Source organism: Thermomonospora sp. CIF 1, from assembly GCF_001896795.1.
Lineage (GTDB): Bacteria > Actinomycetota > Actinomycetes > Streptosporangiales > Streptosporangiaceae > Thermomonospora > Thermomonospora curvata.
Genome location: NZ_MOYN02000022.1, coordinates 232,142 through 258,496 on the forward strand (window position 1 = coordinate 232,142; position 26,355 = coordinate 258,496).

The window sequence follows — 26,355 nt, forward strand, 5'->3', positions numbered from 1 at the left end:
CTTGTGCCGGCAGTGAGCGGTCAGGTCGTCCGGACGAACAGCTCCAGCAGCAGCCAGACGACCGGGGCCGCGACGATCAGGGAGTCCAGGCGGTCCATCACCCCGCCGTGGCCGGGCAGCAGGGTGCCCAGGTCCTTGATGCCCAGGTCCCGCTTGATGACCGACTCCACCAGGTCGCCGGCCGTGGCCGCGCACACCACGGCCGCCCCCAGCAGCGCGCCCTGCCACAGGCGGCCGCCGTCCAGCAGCCAGGGCACCAGCCCGGCGCCGACCAGCATGCAGGCCAGCGCCGAGCCGGCGAAGCCCTCCCAGGTCTTCTTGGGGCTGATGACGGGGGCCATCTTGTGCCGTCCCAGGAAGGCTCCGGCGAAGTAGCCGCCGATGTCGCTGGAGACGGTGACGGCGATGAAGATGACGATGCGCTGGGCGCCGTCGTCGGCCGACAGCATCAAGGAGACGATGCCGCCCATGAGCGCCACATAGGCGACGATGAACAGCCCCGCCGTGGAGTCCCGCACATAGCCGCGGGTGCCGATGAACATGCGCCACACCAGCAGCGCCGGCACGGCGAGCGCCACCGCGGCCAGCAGCCCGAACATGCCGGCGACATAGGCGGCGACCAGGGCCGCCACCACGGCCGCCATGCTCGGCACCTGCGGCAGGCGGATGCCCTGGGCGCGGAACGCCTGGGACAGCTCCCTCACCCCGTAGGCGAGGAAGAACGTCATGACGCCCAGGAAGATCTCCTTGATGGTGTACAGCGACACCAGGACCAGGGCGCCCAGCCCGGCGCCGACGGCGACGGCGACGGGCAGGTTGCGGCCTGCACGGCCGGAGGAGGTGGGGGGGTCGGCCGGGGGCGGCGCCGTCTCCCGGCCGTGTGCGGCTTCCATCAAACCTCGAGCAGCTCGGCCTTCTTGTGCTCCAGAAGCTCGTCGATCTTGGCGACGTACTTGTGCGTCGCGTCGTCGAGCTCCTTTTCGGCGCGGCGGACCTCGTCCTCGCCCGCCTCGCCCTCCTTGGCCAGCTTGTCCAGGGAGTCCTTGGCGCGGCGGCGGATGTTGCGGATGGAGATCCGGCTCTCCTCGGCCTTGTTGCCGGCGATCTTGACGTACTCGCGGCGGCGCTCCTCCGACAGCTCGGGGAAGACCACGCGGATGACGTTGCCGTCGTTGGTGGGGTTCACCCCAAGGTCGCTCTCCCGGATCGCCTTCTCCACCGCGGGCAGGGAGGACTTGTCGAACACCTGCACGATCACCATGCGCGGCTCGGGCAGGGTGAAGGAGGCCAGCTGGTTGATCGGCGTCGGGGTGCCGTAGTAGTCAGCGGTGATCTTGCTGAACATGGCCGGGGTGACCCGGCCGGTGCGAATGCCCGCGAAGTCCTCCTTGGCGACCGCGACCGCCTTTTCCATCTTCTCTTCGGCTTCGAAGAGGATCTCCTCGATCACTTCGGGCTCCCGTCACCTAGTCCTGCCTGCTACCGACCGCCCGGCGCAGCGGGTCAGCCGTCCGCCGGGCTGACCAGTGTGCCGATCTTCTCGCCCCGGACGGCCCGGATGATATTGCCCTGCCCCATCAGGTCGAAGACCACGATGGGCAGGTTGTTGTCCATGCACAGGCTGATGGCCGTGGCGTCCATGACCTTCAGCCCACGCTGTAGGACTTCACCGTAGTCCAAACGGTCGAACTTGACCGCGTCCGGGTTCTTCCGGGGATCGGCGTCGTAGACGCCGTCGACCTGAGTCCCCTTGAGCACCGCCTGGGCGCCGATCTCCAGGGCGCGCTGCGCCGCGCAGGTGTCGGTGGAGAAGAACGGCTGACCCAGCCCCGCCCCGAAGATCACGACCCGGCCCTTCTCCAGGTGCCGGATGGCGCGGCGGGGGATGTAGGGCTCGGCGACCTGGCCCATCGTGATGGCGGTCTGGACCCGGGTGTCGAGGCCGAGTTTCTCGCAGAAGTCCTGCAGTGCCAGGCAGTTGATGACCGTGCCCAGCATGCCCATGTAGTCGGAACGGCCGCGGTCCATGCCGCGCTCGGCCAGCTGGGCGCCGCGGAACATGTTGCCGCCCCCGCAGACCACCGCGACCTGGGTCCCCTCGCTCACCGCCTCGGCGATGGCCTTGGCGATGTGCTGCACCACCGCCGGGTCGATGCCCAGCGGCTCGGCGCCGGCGAACGCCTCGCCGGACACCTTCAGCAGCACCCGCTTCCACCCTCCCCGGGGCAGCCCGGGCTGCGCGGCGGGCCTGGCGGGCACCGCGGCGCGGGCGACGGGGTCGGGACGCGGGATGAGCGGCGACGACGGGGCCGCCGTCGTGTCAGCGGTCGGTTTGTCCTCCACGGCGGCGGCCTCCTCGTCGTATCGTCACTGGCGTGTTCGCTTTCCCTGCCTCGGAAAATACCTCCGAGCAGGGCGGTTAAGCCTGGCCCACCCGGAAGCGGGCGAAGCGCACGACCTTCACCCCGGCCTCATCCAGGACCTTGGCGATGGTCTTCTTGTTGTCCTTGACGAAGGCCTGCTCGACCAGGACGAAGTCCTTGAAGTAGGCGTTGACCCGGCCCTCGACGATCTTGGGGATGGCCTTCTCCGGCTTGCCCTCTTCGCGGGTGATCTGCTCGGCCAGCGCCCGCTCCTTCTCGATCACCTCGGCGGGCACCTCGTCGCGGGTCAGGTACTTGGGCGCCATCGCCGCGATCTGCTGGGCGATGTCCTTGCCGACCTGGGCGTTCTCGGTGTCCAGCTCGACCAGCACACCGGTGGTCGGCGGCAGCGACGGGTCGGACTTGTGCAGGTAGCTGGTGACGTAGGCGCCCTTGAAGTGGGCGAAGCGGCGCAGCTCCAGCTTCTCGCCGATCTTGGCGCTGTTCTCCTCGATCAGCGCCTGGACGGTCTTGCCCGGCTCGATCTCCATGCCGAGCAGCGTCGGCACGTCCGGGGCATCCGACTCGGCGGCGAACTTGACGATCCGGTCGGCCAGCTCGATGAAGCCGGCGTTCTTGGCGACGAAGTCGGTCTCGCAGTTCAGCTCCAGGATCGCCCCGTCGCCCGAGCCCTGGAAGTACTCGGCGACCAGGCCGTTGGCGGCGGTGCGCTCGGCGCGCTTGCCGACGTCCTTGGCGCCCTTCAGGCGCAGGAGCTCGACGGCCTTGTCGAAGTCGCCCTCGGCCTCGGTGAGGGCGTTCTTACAGTCCATCATGCCGGAGCCGGTCAGCTCACGGAGCCGCTTGACATCGGCGGCGGTGAAGTTCGCCATCGCTTCAGATCTCTCTCGTCAGTTCGTGGGACCCGGCCGATCTCGGGCGGACCCTGCCACGGCGGGCCCGCCGAAGATCTCGGATCAGGCGTTGTCGGAGGACCCCTCGGCCTGCGGAGCGGCCTCGGCGCTCTGCTCCTTCTTCTCCTTGCCGCCCTCCAGGAGCTCGCGCTCCCACTCGGCCAGCGGCTCGGCGCTCGCGGCGGCCTCGGCGGGCTTGTCGGACTCGCCGGTGGCGGCGCCGGCGCGGGCGAGCAGGCCGTCGGCGACCGCGTCGGCGACCACCCGGGTCAGCAGGCTGACGCTGCGGATGGCGTCGTCGTTGCCGGGGATCGGGTAGTCGACCTCATCGGGGTCGCAGTTGGTGTCCAGGATCGCCACCACGGGGATGCCCAGCTTCTTGGCCTCGTTGACGGCGATGTGCTCCTTCTTGGTGTCAACGATCCAGATGGCGCTGGGGACCTTGTTCATGTCGCGGATGCCACCGAGCGTGCGCGCGAGCTTGTCCTTCTCGCGCTTGAGGCCCAGCAGCTCCTTCTTGGTCATGCCGGAGCCGGCGACGTCGTCGTAGTTGATCTCCTCCAGCTCCTTGAGCCGGGTGAGCCGCTTGTGGACGGTGGAGAAGTTGGTGAGCATGCCGCCCAGCCAGCGCTGGTTGACGTACGGCATCCCGACCCGCTGCGCCTGCTCGGCGATGGCCTCCTGGGCCTGCTTCTTGGTGCCCACGAACAGGATGGTGCCGCCGTGCGCGACGGTCTCCTTGATGAACTCGTAGGCGCGGTCGATGTAGGACAGCGACTGCTGGAGGTCGATGATGTAGATGCCGTTGCGCTCGGTGAAGATGAAGCGCTTCATCTTCGGGTTCCAGCGCCGGGTCTGGTGGCCGAAGTGAACGCCGCTCTCCAGCAGCTGCCGCATGGTGACGACGGGTGACATCCCGTGTACTCCTGTCCGGCCCTTCGCGTCGGGCCCTCTCTCGGTTGCCTGCCAGCGCTCGAACACACCCCGCCGTCAGCGTCGTGACGGACCGAGAAGACTGTGTCCCACCCTTGATCCCGGACGAGCGGGAGCCGGTGGCAGGGAGCGCGTGAATTCGGCCGCCTGGGAGAGGCTCCCCCATGCGACCGTGCCTCAAGTCTATGGGATGTCCGCTCGCCTCGGGGAATCGGCGCTCTGCAAAGCGTTCAACGGTTATCCACAATTCGTGCGGCCCATGGCCCCCGCCGGGCCGCACCCGGAGCATCGTGCCCATGACCGTCATGGCGCTCGTCCTCGCCTGCTCCCTGACTCTCCTCTCCCCCGCCTCATCCGGCTCTTGGCAGTGGCCGCTGCGCCCCGTCCCCACGGTGCTCCGCGGTTTCAGCCCTCCCGCCGTTCCCTGGGGGCCCGGCCATCGCGGGGTCGATCTGCTCGCCAGGCCCGGCCAGCCCGTCCATGCGGCCGGCGCGGGCCGGGTCTCCTTCGCGGGCCGTATCGCCGGGTACGGGGTGGTCGCCATCACGCACGGCCACCTGCGGACGACCTACCTGCCCGTCGTCCCCTCCGTCCGGGCCGGCCGGCAGGTGCCGGCCGGGGCCGTGCTGGGCGTCCTCCAGGACCTGCCCGGCCACTGCGGCCTCCGGCACTGTCTCCATTGGGGCCTGCGCCACGGCTCGCAGTACCTCGATCCCCTGTCACTGCTTCACCGAGGCGTACGGCTCCTTCCTTACTGGTCCCCTGCCCCCGCCCCCGGTTCTCCTCAAACGAGGGTTCTCTTCAGCTCCACACCGTTTCTATCCCGTCCCACGAATTCCCCAGACGCTCCATGAGTTTTCTCAGCCCACTTACCACGCGGCAGGATCAAAGGCTCAACAGCGAGGTCTTCATGGACAACCGAAGCTCTGCCCTCGCCTCTCATGAGAGGCCGCAGCGGAAACGAATCAACGCACCGGTAAGCCCTTTCCCCACATCGCTTCAGCAGGACGCCCCGCAGGGACCTTGTGGCCGAGAGCAGCGTGATGGCCTCGGAGGAGACAGCCCTGAACGCCATCGAGGCTCCTGCTCCAAGAGCCCACGGCCACGCATTGAGGCTTTCTCGGCGAAATAGAACGCAAGCGGTGCCCACAGGGCCGGAGGCTGCGGCGGAGCCGGGTCCTGACAGCCGCAAATCCCCTGACAGGACGGTTTTCGCCACAAGAACATCCCGGCGCCCAGAGGCCTTGCACCGGTTTCTCACCGTGCCATGCCGACATCCCCGCCCGTACCCACCTCCTGCCGATCTTGCTTCCGCCCGCCGCAAGCAGCGCCGGCAGACTCTGCGACATGTCACCTCGGACCCCGGGCCGGATCGGCGTCATCGTCCAGGTCGCGCTGGCCCCCAGGTAACGCCCGGCGGTGACTTTCGTTGAGAAGGCCCCAGTCCGGCCGCGCTCATCGAGATGCGACGGTTCCTCGGCGTGGTAGGCATGGGTCCGGGTGCCCAGGAGGCATCGACGGTCTGGTCCGCTCCCTGCGGCGGTTCTCTTGTGCTTGCCGTTTTCACCCGGTAGGCGTTCGGGCGATGTGCGCCTGGGCGGTCGTCACCAGGTGGGTCATGAGGCTCCGGTCGCCGGCGGTGTAGCGGGCGAGGAACTCCTCCGGTCTCAGCAGCAGCCGGCCGCGTGATTCGTCGTCGCCCGACGTCCAGGGCGGCGGACGCGGGCGGCGTAGATGACCATGTAGGTCAGGTCGTCGGCGCCGAGGTAGTCGGACTCGATGACCTCGATGGATACGAGGTCATCGATGATGCGGGTTTCCTCCCATGCCTCGCGGCGGGCCGTCTCCTCTCCGGAGCGTTCGTGAAGTCGAGTGTGGCCGCCGGGCAGGTCCAGGCCCCGTTCCAGGTCTGCGACCACCATCAGGCCTTCCCGGGTGAACGCGATCACCGAGACGCTGGTCGCCCGCTCCCCGGGAGGTGTGAACGCCTTCCCAGCGGGGTGGGCCGCACCGGCGCCCGCGTCTTCAGCACCGCCGGACGACGATCTCGAAGGTCTGCATCGCCCGCCGGTGACCTGTCATGCTCACCCACAACAGCGTCCCTATCTCCTTGAACGTCCTTAGGTGGGACAAGCCGAAAAGAACACCTGCGCCTATTCTGCCGCCTTGCCCTTTTCCGGTGAACCACACGTCGTCTCCGCAGATCGAGACGAGGGCATCGCAGTCAGGAGCGATGCCGTGACCCAGCACGTCCCAGTGCCGAACATCATCGGGCTCTCGTCCCAGCTCCTAAGGCCATGTGCTGGAAAAGTTCGCTGGTGAAGGCAAGGGAAGGGCGCCACAGGGGTGATACGTGAATGCTCACGCCGTCGCCACCAGGCAGGGGGAGCCCGCCAGAAGAGGCCAGGTGCACCTCCGCCCTGATGGGCGCGATCCCCACTTCATTTCGTTGAGAAACCTCAATGCCTGTGCTTAGACATCGGCTCGGAGCCTCCGCAGCGAGCTTTTCGTTCCTGTTCGGTCTCGATGGTGTTCGTGTTCTGGAGCAGGTTCGTCTTCGCGGCGGCCACTTCATCTCCGCGGCAGTCACGAGGTGACGGTTTTCCACAGAATCGCGTTCGTCTGCCGGTGGCCGTTCAGGTGCGGAAGTGTCAGGGGCGGAGGTGATGGCCGATGAAAACGATGAGCAAGCGGGCTTTGGGGCGGCGCGGTGAAGACGCCGCGGCCCGTTATCTGTCCGAACGGCTCGGCTGGACGATCGTCAGCCGCAACTGGCGCTGCCGCGAAGGCGAGCTGGACATCGTCGCCTATGACGGCAGCCGCCATGTGGTGTGCGAGGTGAAGACCCGCACCGACGCCTCGTTCGGGACGCCCATTGAGGCGATCACACAGGCGAAGGCCGCCCGGTTGAGGCGGCTGGCCGGCCGCTGGGCGGCCCAGTACGGCATACCGGCGGCCACCGTTCGCATCGATGTCATCGGTCTGGTCGTCGCCGCCCGAGGTGAGCGCACCGGGTTCGAGCTGGAGCACCTGCGGGGGGTGTGCTGACATGGCCCTGGCCAAGACCCGATCGGTGGCGCTGGTCGGCGTCGAGGGCTTCGTCGTCGACGTCGAGGCGTCGATCACCAGTGGAGTGCCCGGCCTGCACCTGGTCGGGCTTCCGGACGCGGCGCTGAACGAGGCGCGGGACCGGGTCCGTGCCGCGATCTTCAACTCCGGTGAGTCATGGCCCAACCGGCATGTGACGATCAGCCTCTTCCCCGCCAGCCTGCCCAAGAAGGGCTCGGCGTTCGATCTGGCCATCGCGGTGTCGCTGCTGGCCGCTGCGGAGACGTTCGACCCCAGGGCCTGCACAAAGATGGTGATCTTGGGGGAGCTGGGCCTGGACGGGCGGGTCCGGGCCGTCCCGGGAGTGCTTCCCGCGGTGCTCGCCGCGGCCAACGCCGGCTACCGCACGGTCGTGGTCCCGCGGTCCAACGTCGCCGAGGCGGAGCTGGTGCCCGACGTCGAGGTGATCGCCGCGTCCTCCCTGCACGGGCTGCTGTGCCGCCTGCGCGGGCAGGCGCCGCCGCCGGAGCCGGAGGACGCCGAGACCGCCCGGCTCACCCCCGTCTCCGAGGGCGCGGCCATCCGTTCCCGGGACCTGCGCGGGGACCTGGACCTGACCGACGTGCGCGGGCAGGCGGAGGCCCGGCGGGCGCTGGAGATCAGCGCGGCGGGCGGTCACCACCTGTTCTTCTACGGGCCGCCCGGCTGCGGCAAGACCATGCTCGCCGAACGCCTGCCCACCCTGCTGCCGCCGCTGGATAGGGAGGCCGCGCTGGAGGTCACCGCCATCCACTCGGTGGCCGGAACCCTTCCTCCGGGGAAGCCGCTGATCTCCCGCCCGCCCTTTTGCGCCCCGCATCACACCGCCACCCGCGCGGCCATGGTCGGCAGCGGGCAGGGACGGCTGCTGCAGCCGGGCGCGGCGTCCCTGGCCCACCATGGGATCTTGTTCCTGGACGAGGCCCCCGAGTTCAACGCCGGTGTGCTGGACGCCCTCCGCCAGCCGCTGGAGGAGGGCGAGGTCATGATCGCCCGTGCCGGGGCCGCCACCCGCTTCCCCGCCCGGTTCACCCTGGTGCTGGCCGCCAACCCCTGCCCGTGCGCGGCGGCCAAGTCGGTCGACTGCACCTGCACACCGGCGGTCCGCCACAAGTACCTGGCGCGCATCTCCGGCCCTCTGCTGGACCGCATCGACCTCAAGCTGGAACTGCACCCGGCCACCCGTGCCGAGCTGCGCTATGACCTGCAGACGGCCGAACGCAGCGAAGTGGTGGCCGAACGCGTCCTGCAGGCCCGGGAGCGGGCCGCAAAACGCCTCGCCGGCACCCCCTGGCGGACCAACGCCGAGATCCCCGGCCCGCAACTGCGGCGCCGCTTCCTGCCCTCCGCCGAGGCCATGTCCTGCCTGGATCGCGCCCTGCAGACCGGCGAGCTCAGCGCCCGGGGCCTGGACCGCGTGCTGCGCACCGCCTGGACATGCGCCGACCTCGCCGGCCGCGACACTCCTTCCGCGGACGACCTGAGCAGCGCCTTCGCCCTCTGGACGGGAAGACGGTGCTGAACAAGGACCCGCCCGCCGCCGCCCGCAGTGCGCAGATCCGCTCCCCCGCCCGGTTTCTGGGAAACCGCTTCGAAACACCAGCGGGACATAGGCGGGCGGCAGTCAAAGGCGCACGGAGCGGTGAGGTTCTCTCAACGACCGGTGCCGCTGAGAAGCGGCATCGGCCCGCAGGCCGGGGCACGAGCACCGGTGAAAGCAGGAAAAAGACGGCGCAGGGGCGATCCGCCAAAGCCCACGGCGTCGGAGCCGAAGGGCGTCTGCCGGGAGCGGCAGGGCGTGCCTTCGCTCCGGTGGGAGGCGGCACGGTGCGGTCCTCCGCCTCATTTCGTTGAGAAGACCTCAGTGGACTTTTTCCCGTCCCGTTCCGGCGAGCCGGAAGGAGAGTCTCGCAGGCAAGGGTGATGCGATGACCTGCATGGCCCCACCCACGAAGGCTCCCGTTGCCTGAGAACACGGGCCGCGAGTTCGGCACCGTCGTCACGGGACCTTCTCAACACGCCGCCTCCGCAGGTCGAGACGGGGACGTCGCGGTCAGGGACGATGCCGTGACCTGCGATGTCATGTCCTCGAACGCCGTCAGGGCTCCCGTCTTCGGCGCCCAAGGCCATGTCTCGGCAAAGATTCGCCGGTCGCGCAGAGGCCGCAAGGAAAGACGGACGTCCCTGATCGCATGGGAGAGGCGGGGACGAGCCGCCACAGAGCTGGTCGCCTATCTGAGAAAGGGCATCATCGATGGTCGTACCTGAGGAGGAAAGACGAGCCCGGGCCACGCTGTGCGCCATCGCGGAGCCGGGTGAGATCTTGCTGGGGCGGATCGTCGCCCGGGCCGGGCCCTGCAGGGCGCTGGCCGTGGTGCGGGGCGAGGAGCCGCCGCCGGAGGGAATTTCGATCACAGAGGGCGGCCGGCGGCGGCTGGCGGCGTGGCGGGCCCGGCTGCAAGCCGCCGATACCGAGGCCGACCTGGCCGTCTGTGCCGAGCTCGGGATCCGGCTGGTCTGCCCGGGGGATCCGGAATGGCCGGTGACCTTGGACGACCTCGGTGACCGCAGGCCCTATGCGTTGTGGCTGCGCGGCCCGTTGGACCTGCGTTATTCCTGCTTGCGTTCGGTGGCGATCGTGGGAGCCCGCGCCGCCTCCCCCTATGGGGTGCGGATCGCCTCCGAGCTGGGCGCCGAACTGGCCGATGCGGGCTGGACCGTGGTCAGCGGCGGGGCCCTGGGCATCGACGCGGCGGCGCACCGGGGAACGCTGGCCGCCGACGGCCAGACGATCGCGGTGTTCGCCAACGGCCTGGACAGGTTCTACCCCGCCGGCAACGAGGCCCTGTTCGTGGAGATGCTGCATAAGGGCCTGCTGGTCAGCGAGTCCCCGCCGGGCACCGACCCCCACCGGCTCCGCTTCCTGGTGCGCAACCGCGTCATCGCCGCTTTGACCAGGGGCACCGTCGTGGTGGAGGCGGCCGCCCGCAGCGGGGCGCTCAACACCGCCGTCCACGCCCGCGATCTGGGACGCGCCCTGATGGCGGTACCCGGCCCGGTCGACTCAAAGGTCTCGGTCGGTTGTCACAAACTGCTGCGCGACACTCCCCCGGCCCGGTGCGTGACCACGGCCGCCGAAGTGCTCGAGGAAGTCGGCCGGATCGGCGCCGATCTGGCGCCACCGCCCCGCGGCCCGGTACTGCCCAGGGACATGCTCGACCCGGTGACCAGATCCGTCCTGGAGGCGCTGCCGGCACGCGGAGCCGCGGGCCCCGCCCAGATCGCGGTCCGGGCCGGTGTGGATCTCGCCACCGCGACCAGCCGGCTGGGGCAGCTGTCGGCGGCCGGGTTCATCGAACGCGCCCCTGGCGGCTGGCGCCTGCGCCGCTCGGCGAAGCTCCCCAGTTCACCCGTGTGAGCGGCCCCTTGCCGTGCCGTCCCAGGCAGCGGCCCGGCGGCCGCTTGCCCCACTTGAGGTTTCCTCGACGAAAAGGAGCGTGCTTCCCTGCTGTACCGACTTCCACCCAGGGCGAAGGCGCACCCGGCCGCTCCCGGTGAACGTTCCTGCCCCAGGTCGCGACGGCATGGGCCTTCGGGCGCCCCCTGTGCCGTCCGCTCCCTGTTTTCACCAGAGCTCGTGCGCCGACCTACGGGCCGATACCGCCTCTCTGCGGCACCAATCGCTGGGAGAACCTCACTAAGGAGATCTTTCAACGAAAACGAGCGCTTCTCTGCCGCGCCGACTCCCACCAGGCCAAAGGCTCACCTGGCCGCTCCAGACGGACGCCCTTCGCTCTCGGCAGCAACAACACGGACCTCGCAGAACGCCCCCGCGCCAGCCTTCCCCCGCCTTCACCAGAGCTGACACGCCAACCTACGGGCCGATACCGCTTCTCAGCGGCACCAATCGCTGGGAGAACCTCACTGAGGAGGTTTTTCAACGAAAAGGAGCGCTTCTCTGCCGCGCCGACTCCCACCAGGCCGAAGGCTCACCTGGCCGCTCCAGGCGGACGCCTTTCGCTCTAGGCAGCAACGACACGGGCCTTCGCAGAACATCCCTGCGTCGGCCTTTCCCCGCCTTCACCGGAGCTGATGCGCCGGCCGGCGGGGCGATGCCGTCCCTCGGGGGCGCCAATCGTTGAGAGAGCCTCACCGAGGCCTTTCCACACGTGGTCCTGGAAGGCCATGGAACGGGGGTCTCGGCAGTGCCCGAGGTCATGACGTTGCAGGTCACGGCATCGTCCCTGGCTGCAGGCCTCCCCTCTCGGCCTGCGGGAGCGGCGTGCTGGAAAAGGTTCGGTCCGTGCGGGCTCCAGCGTCGGTGACGGGACACGACCACAGTGCCGGTGGTCCGCTGCGGTGGAGCGTTCGGCCGGGTGTGGTCGGGAGGCGCCTCGATTTCGTCCGCCGGGGTGTTCGCGGGAGCGGTGCGCGGTGTCGTGGTTCGTCGCGGCAGAAAGGAGGTCAGCCGCCTGCGGGGAGTTCCAGGTCGCTCTTGGCGAGTTCCTCGATGTTGACGTCCTTGAAGGTGACGACGCGGACGTTCTTGACGAAGCGGGCGGGGCGGTACATGTCCCAGACCCAGGCGTCCTGCATGGTCACCTCGAAGAAGGTCTCGCCGTTGCCGGTGCCGTGGACCTGGAGATCGACCGAGTTGGTCAGGTAGAACCTGCGCTCGGTCTCGACCACGTAGGTGAAGAGCCCGACGACGTCCCGGTACTCGCGATAGAGCTGGAGCTCCATCTCGTTTTCGTATTTTTCGAGATCTTCGGCGCTCACGCTCGTGCTCCCTCCCCCGCAAGGCCGAACACGCCGGTCCGCGCCCCATTGTTCCCCACCCTCGCCACGTTCACGAATGACAGGCGGTGTTCCGGGCAGGGGCCGTGGGCGCTGAGCGCCGCCGTGTGCTCGCGGGTGACGTAGCCCTTGTGCACGGCGAAACCATACTGGGGATACCGCTCGTGGAGCTCGACCATCAGCCGGTCCCGGGTCACCTTGGCGACCACCGAGGCCGCGGCCACGCAGGCGGCGACGCAGTCGCCCTTGGGGACGGCCAGTCCCGGCACGTCCAGGCCGGGCACCCGGAAGCCGTCGCTGAGCACATAGCCGGGTCTGACCTCCAGCTGGGCCAGCGCCCGGCGCATGCCGGTGATGTTGCACTGGTGCAGGCCGAGGCGGTCGATGTCGTGCCTGGGGATGATCACGGTCGCCCAGGCGACGGCCCGTTCCACGATCTGCGCGTAAAGCTCCTCGCGGCGACGCGCGGTCAGCAGCTTGGAGTCGGTCAGCCCGTCGATCAGAGCGCGCCGGCCGGAGGGCAGGATCACCGCTGCGACGACCAAAGGACCCGCGCACGCGCCGCGCCCGGCCTCGTCCACACCCGCCACCGGGCTGAACCCGGCGTGCTGCAGGGCGCGTTCGAGCCCGTACAGTCCCGCATCGCGGCGGGGCGTGAACCGGAGCGGACGCCTCATCATGCCTCGAAGCGTACGTTCTGCCGAAGAGGCCCGTGGCACGGTTCCAGAGCACCCCTTGCGCGGAGCCTTCCCCACGATGACCGCGCGCGGACCTCAACCCCAGGACGGCCCGGGCGCCGGGGACCAGCCGGATGCCCGCTCCGGGCGAACCGCACCTGAACGCAGCCCGGTCACGCGGCCGGCGGCAAGGAGCACGACGCCGAAACCGTCCACCTCCGGGTCGGCGAACAGAGCCGAGGGAGTCCGCGCCGTCCCGCGGGCATCCGCCGCAGGAGGCGGCCGCCCGTCCGCCATGCCGGCTCGTGAACGCCGGAGCCCGGAAAGCGGTGGCCCTCCACGCCGGTGGGCCGGGTCAGGACCGCTTGCTCGCGCGTTCCGCCAGACGCAGCCGCAGGCGGCGGTTGAGCCAGGTGATGGGGACGGCGCCGATCAGTCCCAGGGCGAACGGGGTGGCCGGCAGGAGAGCCCCGGCGGCGTTGAGGGCGGGCTGCTTGAAGGTCTTGGGGATCGGCAGGACGTCGATACGGTTGAGCGGCCAGATGACGACGAACGCGCGGCCGATCACCCGGCTTTCGGGGATGGCGCCGCCGCCGGGGTCGCCGCGGTGCTGGCGGGAGTCGTAGGAGACCTCCCGGTGGTCGCCCATCACCCACAAGTTGCCGGGCTGGACGGTGACGTCGAACGGCTCGTTGGAGGGCTTGTTCTGCTCCCCGGTCACCGGGTCGGTGTACAGGTAGGAGCGCTCATCGAGGGGGACGCCGTTGACGGTGACGCGTCCCTCGGCGTCGCAGCACTTGACCCGGTCGCCGGGCAGACCGATGACTCGCTTGATGTAGTCCTTCTCACCGGGGATGAAGCCGAAGGCGCCGCCGATCCAGTGGAAGGCCTTGACGATCGGGTTGGTGGGCTCGGCGACCTCGATCTCCGGGTCCCAGGAGTCCAGGCCGTTGAAGACCACGATGTCGCCGCGCTGCACGTCCCGGGTGTGGTAGACGATCTTGTTGACCAGCACCCGGTCGCCGATCTGCAGGGTGTTCTCCATCGAGGCCGAGGGGATGTAGAAGGCCTGGATGGCGAACGCCTTGATGACCAGCGCCAGCACCAGCGCCACCGCGATGAGGATGGGCAGTTCCTTCCAGAAGGAGCCCTCCTTGGCCTCCTTCTTGCCGTCCTCTTCGGGCTCCTCGCCGTCTGCGAAGTCCTCGCCGCGAGCCACGGTCTCTTCCTCCGAGGGGTTGACGGCCGCGCTGGGAGAGGACCCGTTCAGGCGATCTTCGGCGACTCCCTCGCCGGGGGTCACGGCCTGCTTGTTGTGGGGCACCGCGCCCTCGGCCTCGGAACGCACGTTTCTCCGATCGTCCTCGTGAGTCATCAGGGCGAGCCTATAGCGGGCGGCCTTGGGAGCCCGGCCGCGCATCGCCGTGTCGCCCGCCATGAACCCGCAAACAGCCGACACCGATCACATACGGAACGCCCCGGTCACCGCTGAGGGTTCCCGGGGCGCTGCAGCGGCCCGGAGGCGGGCCGCGGTGCTCAAGACTCGCGCTTCTCCTTGATGCGGGCGGCCTTGCCGCGCAGGTTGCGCAGGTAGTAGAGCTTGGCGCGGCGGACGTCACCGCGGGTGACGACCTCGATCTTCTCGATCGAGGGGCTGTTGAGCGGGAAGGTCCGCTCCACGCCCACGCCGTAGCTGACCTTGCGGACGGTGAAGGTCTCCCGGGCACCGCCGCCCTGCCGCCGGATCACCACGCCCTGGAAGACCTGGATCCGGCTCCGGTTGCCCTCGGTGACACGGACGTGCACCTTCAGCGTGTCGCCCGGACGGAAGTCCGGGATGTCGGCACGCATCGCGGCCTTCTCGATCTCCTGGATCAGGGTGTGCATGACAGCGGTTCCTCGTCCTCGGAAGCCGGCATCGAGAGGCCCCGAACGAAAGTGGGGGCGTCGCGCCGCGCAAGTGGATCTTGCTTCGTGGAAGTCGTGAGGCAGCCCGGACACAGGGGCGCCGACGCTCTAGTCTGCCACAGGTTCGCCGCCCGGCGGCAATCCGGCCTCGGCGAGCACCTGCCGGTCGCGCTCGTCCAAGCGGGCCGGGTCCAGTGCGGCGATCAGGTCGGGGCGGTTGGCGGCGGTGCGCCGCAGCGCCTGGTCGCGCCGCCAGCGGGCGATCGCCGCGTGGTGGCCCGACAGCAGGACCTCCGGGACGGCCCGGCCCCGCCACACCGGGGGCTTGGTGTAGACGGGTCCTTCCAGCAGGTTCTCCATGGAGCCGGGGGCGAAGGAGTCGTCGGCGACCGAGTCGGCGTTGCCCAGCACCCCCGGCACCAGCCGGCCGACGGCCTCGACGATGACCAGCACCGCGACCTCGCCGCCGGCCAGGACGTAGTCGCCGATGCTGACCTCATCGACCCGCATCCGGGTGCGGGCCTCCTCGACGACGCGCGAGTCGATGCCCTCATACCGTCCGCAGGCGAAGATCAGCCAGGGCTCTGCGGCCAGTTCCACGGCCATGGCCTGGGTGAACGGCCGTCCGCTCGGGGTCGGCACGATCAGCCGCGGCGCGGCGTCGGCGCTTTGGCCGCCCGGGGCGATGGCGTCCAGGGCCTCGCCCCACGGGTCGGGTTTCATGACCATGCCGGGGCCGCCGCCATAGGGGGTGTCGTCGACGGTGCGGTGCCGGTCGTGGGTCCACTGGCGCAGGTCGTGGACGTGCACCTCGATGAGGCCGCGGCGGCGCGCCTTGCCCAGCAGGGAGATGTCCAGGGGCGCGAAGTAGTCGGGAAAGATGGAGACGATGTCGATCCGCATGGGTTTTGAGGGCTTGCTCGTCAGGACTCGTCCAGCAGGCCGGGAGGCGGATCGATGACGATACGGCCGCCGGCGACGTCCACCTCGGGGACCAAGGCGGCGACGAAGGGCACCAGGGCCTCACCGCCGGTTTCGCGGCGGATCACCAGCAGGTCCTGGGCGTAGTGGAGGATGTCGCGGACGGTTCCGACCGGGGTGCCGTCGGTGGTCACCGCCGTCAGCCCGATCAGCTCATGGTCGTGGAACTCGTCGGGATCCTCCAGGGGAGGCAGGTCCCCGGTGTCGACGACCAGCCACGTGCCGCGCAGTTTCTCGGCGGCGGTGCGGTCGTCGACACCGGTGAAGCGCAGGAGCAGACGGCCGACGTGCCAGCGGGCGCGCTCGACCGTCAGCGGCCCAAGGTGCGGCGGGTCGGTGTCGAGCACGGCACCGGGCGCGAACCGGGCATCGGGATCGTCGGTCCGCACATCCACCGTGACCTCGCCGCGAACGCCATGCGGCCGGCCGATGCGGCCGACCACCACCTGATCGTCTCGCATCCGGTCAGCAGAGCGGGACGGGGGCCGGGCGAGCCGGGGCCGGCACGTCAGCGGACCTCATTGATGTCCAGCAGGTCCACCCGTACATGCCGGCCGCCGGACAGGCTGCCGATGACGGTGCGCAGGGCCTTGGCGGTGCGCCCGCTGCGGCCGATGACCTTGCCGAGGTCATCGGGGTGCACCCGCACCTCCAGGACCCGGCCGCCCTTGATCCGGCGGGGCCGCACCTGGACGTCGTCCGGGTGCTCGACGATCCCGCGGACCAAGTGCTCGAGCGCTTCTTCGAGCACGCCTCAGCCCTCGCTCTTGGCTTCTGCGGCCTCACCCGACTCGGTGGCCTTGGACTCGGGCTTGGCCTTCTTCTTGGCCTTGGGAGTGGTGGCGGGAGCCTCGTCCTCCTTCATGGCCTCCTTGAGGGCGGCCTCGTAGCGGGCCTTGCGGTCGGGCTTGGGCTCGGCCACCTTGAGCGTGCCCTCGGCACCGGGCTCGCCCTTGAACTTCTGCCAGTCGCCGGTGATCTTGAGGATCTTCAGCACCGGCTCGGTCGGCTGCGCGCCCACGCTGAGCCAGTACTGCGCCCGCTCGGAGTTCACCTCGATCAGCGAGGGCTCCTCCTTGGGGTGGTACTTGCCGATCTCCTCGATGGCCCGGCCATCCCGCTTGGTGCGGGCATCGGCGACGACGATCCGGTACTGCGGGTTCCGGATCTTCCCCAGACGCTTGAGCTTGATCTTGACTGCCACGGGTGTGGTGTTCTCCAGATTCCAGATGGCTGAGCGGACCTGCACCAGGTGGGGACGCTGCTGCCGGTTGCTCGATGGACTCCGGTGCGCCAGGACGAGAGAGGGCAGCCTGCCGCCACCGGGTTTCCAGCCTGTCATTCTGCCAGACGAACGGCCCTGAGGTGCAATCGCGCAACAACGAGCCGTCACCGCAGGTAATGGCCGCTGCAGCCGGTGCATGCCGACCGGGCGCGTCCTCATGGAAACGGTTGCGCCCGGCTTCGTCCCGCCCGGGCGGGACGGCCCGCGGTCACTTCTTCTTCTTGCGGACCTGCAGTTTGTTCAGGTCGGGCATCTGGAAGCCGGGGGGAAGCGCGCCCGGCAGCCCGCCGGGAAGGCCGCCGCCCAGCGCCGGGGGCAGCCCCTGGGGCAGGGCGTCCGGCGCGGGGCGGGCGTCGCCGGAGCCCTTGGCCGCGGCGGCGCGCTTGCGCGGGTCGCCGCTGCGCTGCTTGCCCTTCTTCTTGGCGCTCTTGCCCTTGGCGGCCTTGCGGCGGCCGCCGCCGGGCATGCCCGGCAGGCCCATTCCGCCGACCACCTGGCGCATCATCTTCTGCGCCTCGAAGAACCGGGTGACCAGGTTGTTGACCTCGCTGACCGTGGTGCCCGAGCCGGCTGCGATGCGGGCCCGGCGGGAACCGTTGATGATCTTGGGGTTGGCGCGCTCGGCCGGGGTCATGGAGCGGATGATGGCCGCGACCCGGTCCAGGTCCTTGTCGTCGATCTGGTCGAGCTGGTCGCGCATCTGCCCCATGCCCGGCAGCATGCCCAGCAGGTTCCGGATCGGCCCGAGCTTGCGGACCATCATCATCTGCTCGAGGAAGTCCTCCAGCGTCAGATCCTCGCCCGAGGCGAACTTGGCGGTCATCCGCTCGGCCTGCTGGGCGTCGAAGGTCCGCTCGGCCTGCTCGATCAGGGTGAGGATGTCACCCATGTCGAGGATGCGGCCGGCCATCCGGTCGGGGTGGAAGAGGTCGAAGTCCTCCAGCTTCTCCCCGGTGGAGGCGAACATGATGGGCCGGCCGGTGATGTGCCGCACCGACAGGGCGGCGCCGCCGCGGGCGTCGCCGTCCAGCTTGGTGAGCACCACCCCGTCGAAGCCGACGCCGTCCATGAACGCCTGGGCGGTGTTGACCGCGTCCTGGCCGACCATCGCATCGACCACGAACAGGATCTCGTCGGGGGAGACCGCGTCGCGGATGTCGATGGCCTGCTGCATCATCTCGGCGTCCACGCCGAGCCGGCCGGCGGTGTCGATGATGACCACATCGTGCTGGGCGCGCCGGGCCTCCTCCACCGAGCGGCGGGCCACCTGGACCGGGTCGCCGACGCCGTTGCCCGGCTCGGGGGCGAACACCGGCACCCCGGCCCGCTCCCCCATCACCTGCAGCTGCTGGACCGCGTTGGGACGCTGCAGGTCGGCGGCGACCAGCAGCGGGGTGTGGCCCTGGCCCTTGAGCCAGTAGGCCAGCTTGCCGGCCAGGGTGGTCTTACCGGCGCCCTGCAGGCCGGCCAGCATGATCACCGTCGGCGGGGTCTTGGCGAAACGCAACCGGCGGGTCTCGCCGCCGAGGATCTCGATCAGCTCCTCGTTGACGATCTTGACGACCTGCTGCGCCGGGTTCAGCGCCTGGGAGACCTCCGCCCCCAGGGCCCGTTCCTTGACGTGCGCGATGAAGTCCTTGACGACGGGCAGGGCCACGTCCGCCTCCAGCAGCGCGATGCGGATCTCGCGCGCGGTGGCGTTGATGTCCGCTTCCGACAGCCTGCCCTTGCTGCGCAGCGAGGAGAAGACCGACGTCAGCCGGTCGGAGAGCGTCTCGAACACGTGTGCGACCCGTCCTAGAAGACTCGTAAGGAATCAAACCTCAGGGTATCGAGGAATCCACGGGCGCCCGCCCGTATCCGAGCCCCGCCCGGGCAGGGTCAGCGGAGCGCGGCCAGGACCTTCTCCCGCAGCGCCGACAGGGCGGCCGGTTCCCGCAGGGGACGGCCCTGGGCGTCCACCACGTAGAAGACGTCCACCGCCTCCGCGCCCAGGGTGTCCACCCGGGCCTTGTCGACCTGCAGGCCGCAGGCGCCGATGGCCTGGCCGATCCGCCACAGCAGGCCGGGCCGGTCGTGGGCGCGGACCTCCACCACCGTGGCGGTGTCGGAGGCGTCCTCGACGATGGTGACCCGCGGCGGCGGCACCGGCGCTCCCGGACGGCGGCGCACCGCTGCGGCGCGCCGTTCCAGCAGGCCCGCCACATCCAGCCGGCCGGCGAGCATCCGGCGCAGATCGGCCTCCAGGGCGGCCGGGTCGGGCGGGGTGCCGTATTCGGGGACGGCGGTGAAGTCCAGCACCGCGGTGCCGGCGCCGGCCGAGGCGAACACCCGGGCGGTCCGCACCACCAGGCGGTGCAGGGCCAGCACCCCGGCCGTGCGCCACAGCAGGCCGGGCCGGTCCGGCACCGCGACGGTGACCCGGGAGCCGGCGATCCGCACCGCCGCGCCGTCGTGGCGGGCCAGCGCCAGCTGCTCGGGGGTGGGGTCCAGCCCGTTGCGCGGGGGCGCGCCGCCGGCCAGGCAGGCGTCCACGCGCCGCACCAGCTCCTCGATCAGCCGGGCCTTCCAGGCGCCCCAGGCGGCCGGCCCGGTGGCCTGCGCGTCGGCGACCGCCAGCGCCGCCAGGATCTCCAGCACCTGCCGGCCCCGGCCGGGCACGGCCGACACCTTCTGGGCCACGGTCTGGATGGTCACCGGGTCGTCCAGGTCGCGCCGGGTGGCGGTGTCGGGCAGCAGCAGGTGGTGCAGCACGACCGTCTCCAGCACATCGGCGTCGGTGTCGCAAAAACCCATCCGGGCGGCCATCGTGCGGGCCAGCGCGGCGCCGGTGCGGGAGTGGTCGCCGGGCCGTCCCTTGCCGATGTCGTGCAACAGCGCCCCGACCAGCAGCAGGTCGGGGCGGGCGACGTCACGGGTCATGGCGGCGGCCCCGGCCGCGGTCTCCACCAGGTGCCGGTCCACGGTGAAGCGGTGGACGGGGTTGCGCTGCGGCCGGTTGCGCACCTGCTCCCATTCGGGCAGCTCCCGCACGATCACCCCGGCCTGGTCGAGCGCCTCCCAGACGGGGATCGCCGCGGGCCCGGCGCCCAGCAGCGACACCAGCGCGTCGCGGGCCTCGGCGGGCCAGGGCACCGGCAGCGGCGGGACCTTGGCGGCCAGCTGCTCGGCGGTGGCGGGCGCCAGCGGCAGCCCGGCCTGAGCGGCGGCCGCCGCCACGCGCAGCGGCAGCACCGGGTCGGTCAGGTCGGCGCCGCGGGCCAGCACGGCCTCCCCCTCGTGCTCGACGGCCCCATCGCCCACCGGGCGCCGTTCGACCCGCCCGCCGGGGCGGGCGACGCGGATGCCGCGGGGCCGGTCGGCGCAGAACCGGTCGACGTGCCGCCACAGGTTGTCGGCGGCATAGGAGACGGTGCGGGCGGCGGCGACGATGACGCGCAGCAGGGCGGCGCCGTCGGGCAGGCCCAGCAGGTGCGCCACGGCGTCCTGTTCCTGCAGGTGCAGCCGGTCTCCGGCGCGGCCGGTGGTCTCGTGCAGCGCGTGCCGGACGTCCAGCAGCAGGTCGTGGGCGGCGCGCACGCGCTCGCCGGGGCCGGGCACCGCCCAGGTGGCGGCGGCCGCCTGCATGGTGTACACGTCCCGCAGCCCGCCCTTGGCCTCCTTGAGGTCGCCTTCGAGCAGGAACGCCAGTTCGCCGCGGTCGGCCCAGCGCCGCCGGGTCAGCTCGGCCAGCTCGGCCAGCCGCCGCCGGGCCTGGGCGCGCCAGTCGGTCAGCACGACGGCGCGCAGCTGGTCGGCCAGGTCCTGGTCGCCGGCCAGCAGGCGGGCGCCGAGCAGGCCCATGGCGGCCTTGATGTCGCTGCCGGCGACCTTCCTGGCCTCCCGGACGGTGCGCACCGAGTGGTCCAGGCGCAGCCCGCGGTCCCAGACGGGGTACCAGATCCGGTCGGCGATCTGGGCGATGTCCGGCCGTCCCCGGTGCACCAGCACCAGGTCCAGGTCGCCGCCGGGGGTCAGCTCTCCGCGGCTGTGGCTGCCCACCGCGACCAGCGCGACCTCCCGCGCGGCACCGGTGGCCTCCAGCAGCCCGGCCAGCCAGCGGTCCAGTTCGGCCCCCCGCCGCGCCCGGGCCGCCGCCAGCGCCTTGCGCGCCTCCTCCAGCCCGCCGGCCCCGGCGCCCTCCACCGCCGTGGCCGCCTTGAACCTTCCGGTCGTCTCTTTCAACCCCGTTCGCCTCCGAAGTCCCGCCCGCCTGACGTGCTCTGCCGTTCCGGTCGCCGCAACGCGCCTTCTTCAAGCACCTGGTCTCGAGCACCCGGTCTCAGGCACCGGCAGCGGGGTCTTGCAGTGCCCGGTCCGTGTCGTCCCAAGTCGTCGCGCCGCTCCCCGGCCCAGGACGGCGGCCCGGTGGCCGGGGGCCGCTGGGTTTCCTCGGCGCTCGACCGTTCGTTCACCCGGGCGTCCTGGACGCCTCGGGTGCTCCGCTTTGCCGCACCTTCGCCGTCTCGGCCGGTTTGGAGACTCAAATCCCCATGCGAGCCGGCGGTCCGTCCCGCCTCTCTTCGGGAGCCTCGTTCACCCCGGCGCCCCGATATTCCGGTCGCCTCGAACGCCAGAAAATCCGGGACTTTTAACCACTGTGATTTTCTTGGTCTTTTCGGGTGCTCTCTTTGCCGTTCGCTGTGAGCCCTTGGGATTCCGCCCGTTTCGCATGCCCTGGATCTCAGGGCCGGTGGCCTTCCTCGTTCTCTCCCGCCGGCGTCTCGGCCCGGTCCCGCGGATCGCCCCGGCCACGGCCGCCTCCGCGCTCTCCCGCCGGCCGGGATCTCACTGACAGGCAGAAGGGCGTCCCGCCCCGCCGGCCTGCGGTTTGGGACGCCCTTCCTCGTCTCGCGCCCTGAGCGATTGCTCCCCCGATCCGTAGACGACCCGCTACAGGGCCTCGGGGCCGGTCTCCCCGGTGCGGACCCGCACGACCGCGTCGACCGGGACGGCCCAGACCTTGCCGTCGCCGATCTTGCCGGTCTGCGCCGCCTTGACGATGGCGTCGATCACGTCGTCGGCGTCGACGTCGTCCACCAGGACCTCGACCCGCACCTTGGGCACCAGGTCGACCTTGTACTCGGCGCCCCGGTAGACCTCGGTGTGGCCCTTCTGGCGGCCGTAGCCACTGGCCTCGCTGACGGTCAGTCCCTTGACTCCGGCGGTCTCCAGTGCGGCCTTGACCTCGTCGAGCTTGAACGGCTTGATGACCGCGGTGATCAGTTTCATCTGTTATGCCTCAACCTTCGTGGGGGCGCTGTCGGCGGAGGACGCCGCGGCGATCCCGCCGGCGGCGCCACCGGCGTGGATGCTGCCGAAGTCGTAGGCGGTCTCGGCGTGCGAGGTGCTGTCGACGCCGGCCACCTCGTCCTCCTCGCTGATCCGGAAGCCCATGGTGACGTCGATGAGCTTGCCGATGATGTAGCTGACGACGAAGGAGTAGATCACGCTGGCGACCACACCGACCGCCTGCTTGCCCAGCAGTTCCAGGCCGCCGCCGGCCAGCAGGCCGTCCGCGCCGCCCTCGTTGACGGCGGTGGTGGCCACCAGACCGATCATCAGGGCGCCGATCACGCCGCCGACCAGGTGGACGCCGACCACGTCCAGGGAGTCGTCATAGCCCAGCTTGTACTTCAGGCTGACGGCGAAGGCGCAGATCACACCGGTGATCAGGCCGATCACGATGGCGCCGATCGGGGTGACGAAGGCACAGGCCGGGGTGATGGCGACCAGGCCGGCCACCACGCCGGAGGCGATGCCCAGCGTCGTGGAGGCGCCGTGGCGCAGCTTCTCCACCGCGATCCAGGCGAAGGCCGCGGCGGCGGTGCACACCAGCGTGTTGATGAAGGCGACCGCGGCGACCCCGTCGGCGGCCAGCGCCGAACCGGCGTTGAAGCCGAACCAGCCGAACCACAGCAGGGCCGCGCCCAGCAGGACGAACGGCAGGTTGTGCGGCCGCATCGGGTCGCGCGGCCAGCCCTTGCGCTTGCCCAGCACCAGCGCCAGCGCCAGCGCCGCCGCACCGGCGTTGATGTGGACCACGGTGCCGCCGGCGAAGTCCAGGGCGCCCATCTCGCCGATCCAGCCGCCGCCCCACACCCAGTGGGCCAGCGGGGCGTAGACCACGGTCACCCAGATGACGGTGAAGACCACCCAGGCGCCGAACTTGGCGCGGTCGGCGATCGCGCCGCTGATCAGGGCGGTGGTGAGGATGGCGAACGTGGCCTGGAAGGCGACGAACACCAGGGTCGGCAGACCGTCGTCCACCTGGTTCTCCAGCCCCACCAGGCCCCAGTCACCGAGTCCGCCGATGACGCTGTTGAGCGCACCGCCGTCGCTGAAGGCGAGCGAGTACGCGTAGAGAGCCCACAGCACGCCGACCACGGCCATGCTGACGAAGCTCATCATCATCATGTTGAGCACGCTCTTGGCGCGGGTCATGCCTCCGTAGAAGAAGGCCAGGCCTGGCGTCATGAGCAGGACCAACGCCGCGCTCGTCATCACCCAGGCGGTGTTGCCGCTATCGATTTCCATCTCGGAGAGAGCCCCTCCTCGGCACGGAACGTTTGACTGGGTAGAGGTTCTGGCGTGGTGGTTTCACCCGAACGGCCCGGCTGTTTCAAAGGTGTGAAAACCAGCCGTCATATGTTTCGCGAGTGTTTCGAAACCCTCACCTGTGGCTCGTTCCAAAAACTCGCGGGTTTCCGGTCCGGACGTAGAGCCGTCTACGCCACAAACTCCCCAGAAATCATCAAGCGCCCCACATGTCGCAGGTGGGGCGCTTGACGGCCTCGGCTCCCGGGTCTCCAGAGCGGCTGCGGCGAAGGGGACTCACTCTCCGATGATCGCGTCCACGAACGGTTCGGCCTCAAAGGGCGCCAGGTCGTCGGGGCCCTCGCCCAGCCCGACCAGCTTGACCGGCACGCCCAGCTCGCGCTGGACCGCGATGACGATGCCGCCCTTGGCGGTGCCGTCCAGCTTGGTCAGCACGATGCCGGTGACGTTGACCACCTCGGCGAACACCCGGGCCTGCTGCATGCCGTTCTGGCCGGTGGTGGCGTCCAGGACCAGCAGCACCTCGTCCACCGTGGCCTGCTTTTCCACCACCCGCTTGACCTTGCCGAGCTCGTCCATCAGCCCGGTCTTGGTGTGCAGCCGGCCGGCGGTGTCGATGATCACCGTGTCGACCTTGCCCTCGATGCCCTGCCTGACCGCGTCGAAGGCGACGCTGCCGGGGTCGGCGCCCTCGCCCTTGCGCACCACCTCGGCGCCGACCCGCTTGCCCCAGGTCTCCAGCTGGTCGGCGGCGGCGGCGCGGAAGGTGTCGGCGGCGCCCAGCAGCACGGTGTTGCCGTCGCCCACCAGCACCCGCGCCAACTTGCCGCAGGTGGTGGTCTTGCCGGTGCCATTGACGCCGACGACCATCACCACGGCGGGCCGGTCGCCGTGCCGGGCGGTGCGCAGCCTGCGGTCGGTCTTCTCGTCGAACCCGTTGGTGACCTGCCGCAGCAGCTCCTCCCGGAGCAGCGCGCGGACCTCCTCGGGGGTGCGGGCGCCCATCACCTGCACCCGGGTCCGCAGCGCCTCGGTGATCTCGCGGGCCACCGCCACGCCGATGTCGGCCGAGATCAGGGTGTCTTCGATCTCGTCCCAGGCGTCCTCATCGAGGGTGTCGCGGGACAGCAGTCCCAGCAGGACGTGGCCCAGGGCGTTTTGGGACCTCGCCAGCCTGGCCCGCAGCCGCACCAGCCGGCCCGCCGACGGCGGCGGGATCTCGATCTCCGGTTTGGGCGGGGCCGCCGGTTCGGCCGGGGGCGCCCGCTCCAGCGTGGGCGCCGCCGGCTCCCGTTCCAAGACGGCGGTCGAGCCCTCCCCGCTCGCCGCCGGCCTCTCCGGCGGCGCAGACGGCAGGCGGGTGGTGCGGCGGGGCCGCACCAGGAGCAGGCCGCCCACCACGAGGGCGAGCACGGCCAGTGCGACTATGAGGATCACGTATTCCATAGCGTCCCCAGTCTCGCAGACGCCCTGCCATGGCTCCGCCAAGCGCCACGTCGCCCGTGATGTCCCGGCGCCCATCTATACGTGTCTATACGTGCGGCAAAGAAAGCCCGCGGACGTCCGGCATCACGGTCCCCGGCCACCGTCCCTTCCCGCCTGCGTCGCCGAATATCGGCCGCGAGAATCCCGGTGCACCACCGGAAAAGATCTCTCCGTAACGAGCGGACCGGGAAGACCGTGCAGCCGGGACGCTCCGGATGCATCCGGGAAGAATCGGCGGGCCTGAGTTCACCCGCCGCCCGGCGATCACCGCACCGGCCCCGGGCTCAGGCCGATTCGCGCCGCCGGATCCGCTGGCTGACGACCTGGCTGACGCCGTCGCCGCGCATGGTGATGCCATAAAGCGCGTCGGCGCCCTCCATGGTGCGCTTTTGGTGGGTGATGATGATCAGCTGGGAGGACTCGCGCAGCTCCTCCAGGATGGACAGCAGCCGCTGGGTGTTGGTGTCGTCCAGGGCCGCCTCCACCTCGTCCAGTACATAAAACGGGGAGGGACGGGCTTTGAAGACCGCCACCAGCAGGGCGATGGCCACCAGGGAGCGTTCCCCGCCCGACAGCAGCGACAGCCGCTTGACCTTCTTGCCGGGCGGGCGGGCCTCCACCTCCACGCCGGTGGTGAGCATGTCGTCGGGATCGGTGAGCACCAGCCGGCCCTCGCCGCCGGGGAACAGCCGGGCGAAGATCCGCTCGAACTCGCGGGCGGTGTCGGCGAACGCCTCGGCGAACACCCGCTGCACCCGGTCGTCGACCTCCTTGACCACGGTGAGCAGATCGCGGCGGGTCTTTTTGAGGTCCTCCAGCTGGGAGGTCAAGAACGCGTGCCGCTCCTCCAGGGCGGCGTACTCCTCCAGCGCCAGCGGGTTGACCTTGCCCAGCTGGGCCAGCTGACGCTCGGCGTTCTTGGCGCGCTTTTCCTGCTCGGCCCGATCATAGGGGCGCGGGACGGCGTCCTCGGGGGCATCAGGAGGCGGCGGCACCGGCTGGTCGGGGCCGTACTCGGCGATCAGGACGTCGACCTCCAGGCCCAGTTCCTCCATCGCCCGCTCGGTCAGCTGCTCCAGCCGCAGCCGCTGCTCGGCGCGGGCGACCTCGCTGCCGTGCGCGGCGTTGACCAGCTTCTCCAGCTGGGCCGACAGCTCGCGGACCTGGGCGCGCACCACCTTCAGCTCCGCCTCGCGGTCGGCCTTGGCCTGCTGGGCGGCCTCCCGCTCGGCCACGGCGGCGCGCAGCGACACCTCGATCCGCTCCAGGGCGGCGCGGGCGCCGGCCAGCACGGCGGCGGCGGTGCGGGCCTGGCGGCGGCGGCGCTC

General features: G+C 70.5%; 23 protein-coding genes and 1 pseudogene. 4 read left to right on the forward strand and 20 right to left on the reverse strand.

What is annotated here, in order from left to right; genetic code table 11:
* Positions 1-20: 20 nt before the first annotated feature.
* The 5 genes from BUE48_RS16920 to rpsB all read right to left on the reverse strand — a co-directional run bounded on the left by BUE48_RS16920 (position 21) and on the right by rpsB (position 4,192).
* Positions 21-893: a phosphatidate cytidylyltransferase gene (locus BUE48_RS16920; protein ID WP_012853728.1), complete on the reverse strand. Its 873-nt coding sequence runs from the start codon at positions 891-893 to the stop codon at positions 21-23.
* Positions 893-1,450, reverse strand: coding sequence for a ribosome recycling factor (frr, locus tag BUE48_RS16925; RefSeq protein ID WP_012853729.1), 558 nt, complete (start codon positions 1,448-1,450; stop codon positions 893-895). The genes BUE48_RS16920 and frr overlap by 1 nt, the downstream gene beginning before the upstream one ends.
* Before the next feature lie 53 nt (positions 1,451-1,503).
* Positions 1,504-2,259: a UMP kinase gene (gene pyrH / locus BUE48_RS16930; protein WP_052305691.1), complete on the reverse strand. Its 756-nt coding sequence runs from the start codon at positions 2,257-2,259 to the stop codon at positions 1,504-1,506.
* 160 nt (positions 2,260-2,419) lie between these two features.
* Positions 2,420-3,256, reverse strand: coding sequence for a translation elongation factor Ts (tsf, locus tag BUE48_RS16935; RefSeq protein WP_012853731.1), 837 nt, complete (start codon positions 3,254-3,256; stop codon positions 2,420-2,422).
* Between the two features lie 84 nt (positions 3,257-3,340).
* Positions 3,341-4,192: a 30S ribosomal protein S2 gene (gene rpsB / locus BUE48_RS16940; protein ID WP_012853732.1), complete on the reverse strand. Its 852-nt coding sequence runs from the start codon at positions 4,190-4,192 to the stop codon at positions 3,341-3,343.
* Positions 4,193-4,515: 323 nt separating this feature from the next.
* On the opposite strand from rpsB, the gene BUE48_RS16945 reads away from it, so the two are divergent.
* Positions 4,516-5,064: a murein hydrolase activator EnvC family protein gene (locus BUE48_RS16945; protein ID WP_245537093.1), complete on the forward strand. Its 549-nt coding sequence runs from the start codon at positions 4,516-4,518 to the stop codon at positions 5,062-5,064.
* Positions 5,065-5,877: 813 nt separating this feature from the next.
* On the opposite strand, the pseudogene BUE48_RS16950 reads toward BUE48_RS16945, so the two are convergent.
* Positions 5,878-6,162, reverse strand: a pseudogene (locus BUE48_RS16950) (NUDIX hydrolase); the annotation flags it as partial.
* 721 nt (positions 6,163-6,883) lie between these two features.
* Here BUE48_RS16950 and BUE48_RS16955 point away from each other — a divergent pair.
* From BUE48_RS16955 to dprA, 3 genes are all read left to right on the forward strand, one after another.
* The gene (locus BUE48_RS16955; protein WP_012853735.1) at positions 6,884-7,258 is read left to right on the forward strand and encodes a YraN family protein; all 375 of its coding nucleotides are present in this window, start codon (positions 6,884-6,886) and stop codon (positions 7,256-7,258) included.
* Position 7,259: 1 nt separating this feature from the next.
* Positions 7,260-8,819, forward strand: coding sequence for a YifB family Mg chelatase-like AAA ATPase (locus tag BUE48_RS16960; RefSeq protein WP_012853736.1), 1,560 nt, complete (start codon positions 7,260-7,262; stop codon positions 8,817-8,819).
* A gap of 732 nt (positions 8,820-9,551) precedes the next feature.
* Positions 9,552-10,715, forward strand: coding sequence for a DNA-processing protein DprA (dprA, locus tag BUE48_RS16965; RefSeq protein WP_012853737.1), 1,164 nt, complete (start codon positions 9,552-9,554; stop codon positions 10,713-10,715).
* Between the two features lie 1,046 nt (positions 10,716-11,761).
* Here the strand turns inward: dprA and BUE48_RS16970 are convergent.
* From BUE48_RS16970 to BUE48_RS17035, 14 genes are all read right to left on the reverse strand, one after another.
* Positions 11,762-12,076: a DUF2469 domain-containing protein gene (locus BUE48_RS16970; RefSeq protein ID WP_012853738.1), complete on the reverse strand. Its 315-nt coding sequence runs from the start codon at positions 12,074-12,076 to the stop codon at positions 11,762-11,764.
* Positions 12,073-12,774 carry a ribonuclease HII gene (locus BUE48_RS16975; protein ID WP_148233043.1) on the reverse strand — a complete coding sequence of 234 codons (702 nt, stop codon included), beginning with the start codon at positions 12,772-12,774 and terminating at the stop codon, positions 12,073-12,075. The genes BUE48_RS16970 and BUE48_RS16975 overlap by 4 nt, the downstream gene beginning before the upstream one ends.
* A gap of 352 nt (positions 12,775-13,126) precedes the next feature.
* On the reverse strand, positions 13,127-14,146 hold the full coding sequence (gene lepB / locus BUE48_RS16980) for a signal peptidase I (RefSeq protein ID WP_148233044.1): 1,020 nt from the start codon (positions 14,144-14,146) through the stop codon (positions 13,127-13,129).
* Between the two features lie 161 nt (positions 14,147-14,307).
* Positions 14,308-14,658 carry a 50S ribosomal protein L19 gene (gene rplS / locus BUE48_RS16985; protein WP_012853741.1) on the reverse strand — a complete coding sequence of 117 codons (351 nt, stop codon included), beginning with the start codon at positions 14,656-14,658 and terminating at the stop codon, positions 14,308-14,310.
* A 129-nt stretch (positions 14,659-14,787) separates the two neighbouring features.
* Entirely contained in the window at positions 14,788-15,582 is a 795-nt protein-coding gene (gene trmD, locus BUE48_RS16990; protein ID WP_012853742.1) for a tRNA (guanosine(37)-N1)-methyltransferase TrmD, read from the reverse strand.
* A 20-nt stretch (positions 15,583-15,602) separates the two neighbouring features.
* Complete coding sequence (rimM, locus tag BUE48_RS16995) at positions 15,603-16,121, reverse strand: ribosome maturation factor RimM (RefSeq protein WP_012853743.1); 519 nt, start codon at positions 16,119-16,121, stop codon at positions 15,603-15,605.
* A gap of 47 nt (positions 16,122-16,168) precedes the next feature.
* The gene (locus tag BUE48_RS17000) at positions 16,169-16,411 is read right to left on the reverse strand and encodes an RNA-binding protein (protein WP_012853744.1); all 243 of its coding nucleotides are present in this window, start codon (positions 16,409-16,411) and stop codon (positions 16,169-16,171) included.
* Between the two features lie 3 nt (positions 16,412-16,414).
* Positions 16,415-16,864: a 30S ribosomal protein S16 gene (rpsP, locus tag BUE48_RS17005; RefSeq protein ID WP_012853745.1), complete on the reverse strand. Its 450-nt coding sequence runs from the start codon at positions 16,862-16,864 to the stop codon at positions 16,415-16,417.
* A 289-nt stretch (positions 16,865-17,153) separates the two neighbouring features.
* Complete coding sequence (gene ffh / locus BUE48_RS17010) at positions 17,154-18,728, reverse strand: signal recognition particle protein (protein ID WP_012853746.1); 1,575 nt, start codon at positions 18,726-18,728, stop codon at positions 17,154-17,156.
* Between the two features lie 98 nt (positions 18,729-18,826).
* Positions 18,827-21,169 (reverse strand): [protein-PII] uridylyltransferase, encoded by a 2,343-nt coding sequence (locus tag BUE48_RS17015; protein ID WP_286990505.1) that lies wholly within the window; start codon positions 21,167-21,169, stop codon positions 18,827-18,829.
* A gap of 708 nt (positions 21,170-21,877) precedes the next feature.
* On the reverse strand, positions 21,878-22,216 hold the full coding sequence (locus BUE48_RS17020) for a P-II family nitrogen regulator (RefSeq protein WP_012853748.1): 339 nt from the start codon (positions 22,214-22,216) through the stop codon (positions 21,878-21,880).
* Between the two features lie 3 nt (positions 22,217-22,219).
* Positions 22,220-23,521, reverse strand: a complete 1,302-nt coding sequence (locus BUE48_RS17025; RefSeq protein WP_286990507.1) for an ammonium transporter — start codon at positions 23,519-23,521, stop codon at positions 22,220-22,222.
* Positions 23,522-23,818: 297 nt separating this feature from the next.
* On the reverse strand, positions 23,819-24,988 hold the full coding sequence (gene ftsY, locus BUE48_RS17030; protein ID WP_012853750.1) for a signal recognition particle-docking protein FtsY: 1,170 nt from the start codon (positions 24,986-24,988) through the stop codon (positions 23,819-23,821).
* A 323-nt stretch (positions 24,989-25,311) separates the two neighbouring features.
* Positions 25,312-26,355: AAA family ATPase (locus tag BUE48_RS17035; protein WP_286990509.1), on the reverse strand; the 1,044-nt coding region annotated here is incomplete at its 5' end.

Excerpts from the sequence above, each read along its gene's own strand:
- BUE48_RS17025 (WP_286990507.1), bottom strand. The coding sequence starts at position 23,521 with ATGGAAATCGATAGCGGCAACACCGCCTGGGTGATGACGAGCGCGGCG.
- BUE48_RS16955 (WP_012853735.1), top strand. The coding sequence starts at position 6,884 with ATGAAAACGATGAGCAAGCGGGCTTTGGGGCGGCGCGGTGAAGACGCC.
- lepB (WP_148233044.1), bottom strand. The coding sequence starts at position 14,146 with ATGACTCACGAGGACGATCGGAGAAACGTGCGTTCCGAGGCCGAGGGC.
- rimM (WP_012853743.1), bottom strand. The coding sequence starts at position 16,121 with ATGCGAGACGATCAGGTGGTGGTCGGCCGCATCGGCCGGCCGCATGGC.
- BUE48_RS16960 (WP_012853736.1), top strand. The coding sequence starts at position 7,260 with ATGGCCCTGGCCAAGACCCGATCGGTGGCGCTGGTCGGCGTCGAGGGC.
- rpsB (WP_012853732.1), bottom strand. The coding sequence starts at position 4,192 with ATGTCACCCGTCGTCACCATGCGGCAGCTGCTGGAGAGCGGCGTTCAC.
- dprA (WP_012853737.1), top strand. The coding sequence starts at position 9,552 with ATGGTCGTACCTGAGGAGGAAAGACGAGCCCGGGCCACGCTGTGCGCC.
- BUE48_RS16920 (WP_012853728.1), bottom strand. The coding sequence starts at position 893 with ATGGAAGCCGCACACGGCCGGGAGACGGCGCCGCCCCCGGCCGACCCC.
- rplS (WP_012853741.1), bottom strand. The coding sequence starts at position 14,658 with ATGCACACCCTGATCCAGGAGATCGAGAAGGCCGCGATGCGTGCCGAC.
- ftsY (WP_012853750.1), bottom strand. The coding sequence starts at position 24,988 with ATGGAATACGTGATCCTCATAGTCGCACTGGCCGTGCTCGCCCTCGTG.
- tsf (WP_012853731.1), bottom strand. The coding sequence starts at position 3,256 with ATGGCGAACTTCACCGCCGCCGATGTCAAGCGGCTCCGTGAGCTGACC.
- BUE48_RS16945 (WP_245537093.1), top strand. The coding sequence starts at position 4,516 with ATGGCGCTCGTCCTCGCCTGCTCCCTGACTCTCCTCTCCCCCGCCTCA.
- BUE48_RS16975 (WP_148233043.1), bottom strand. The coding sequence starts at position 12,774 with ATGATGAGGCGTCCGCTCCGGTTCACGCCCCGCCGCGATGCGGGACTG.
- trmD (WP_012853742.1), bottom strand. The coding sequence starts at position 15,582 with ATGCGGATCGACATCGTCTCCATCTTTCCCGACTACTTCGCGCCCCTG.
- BUE48_RS17020 (WP_012853748.1), bottom strand. The coding sequence starts at position 22,216 with ATGAAACTGATCACCGCGGTCATCAAGCCGTTCAAGCTCGACGAGGTC.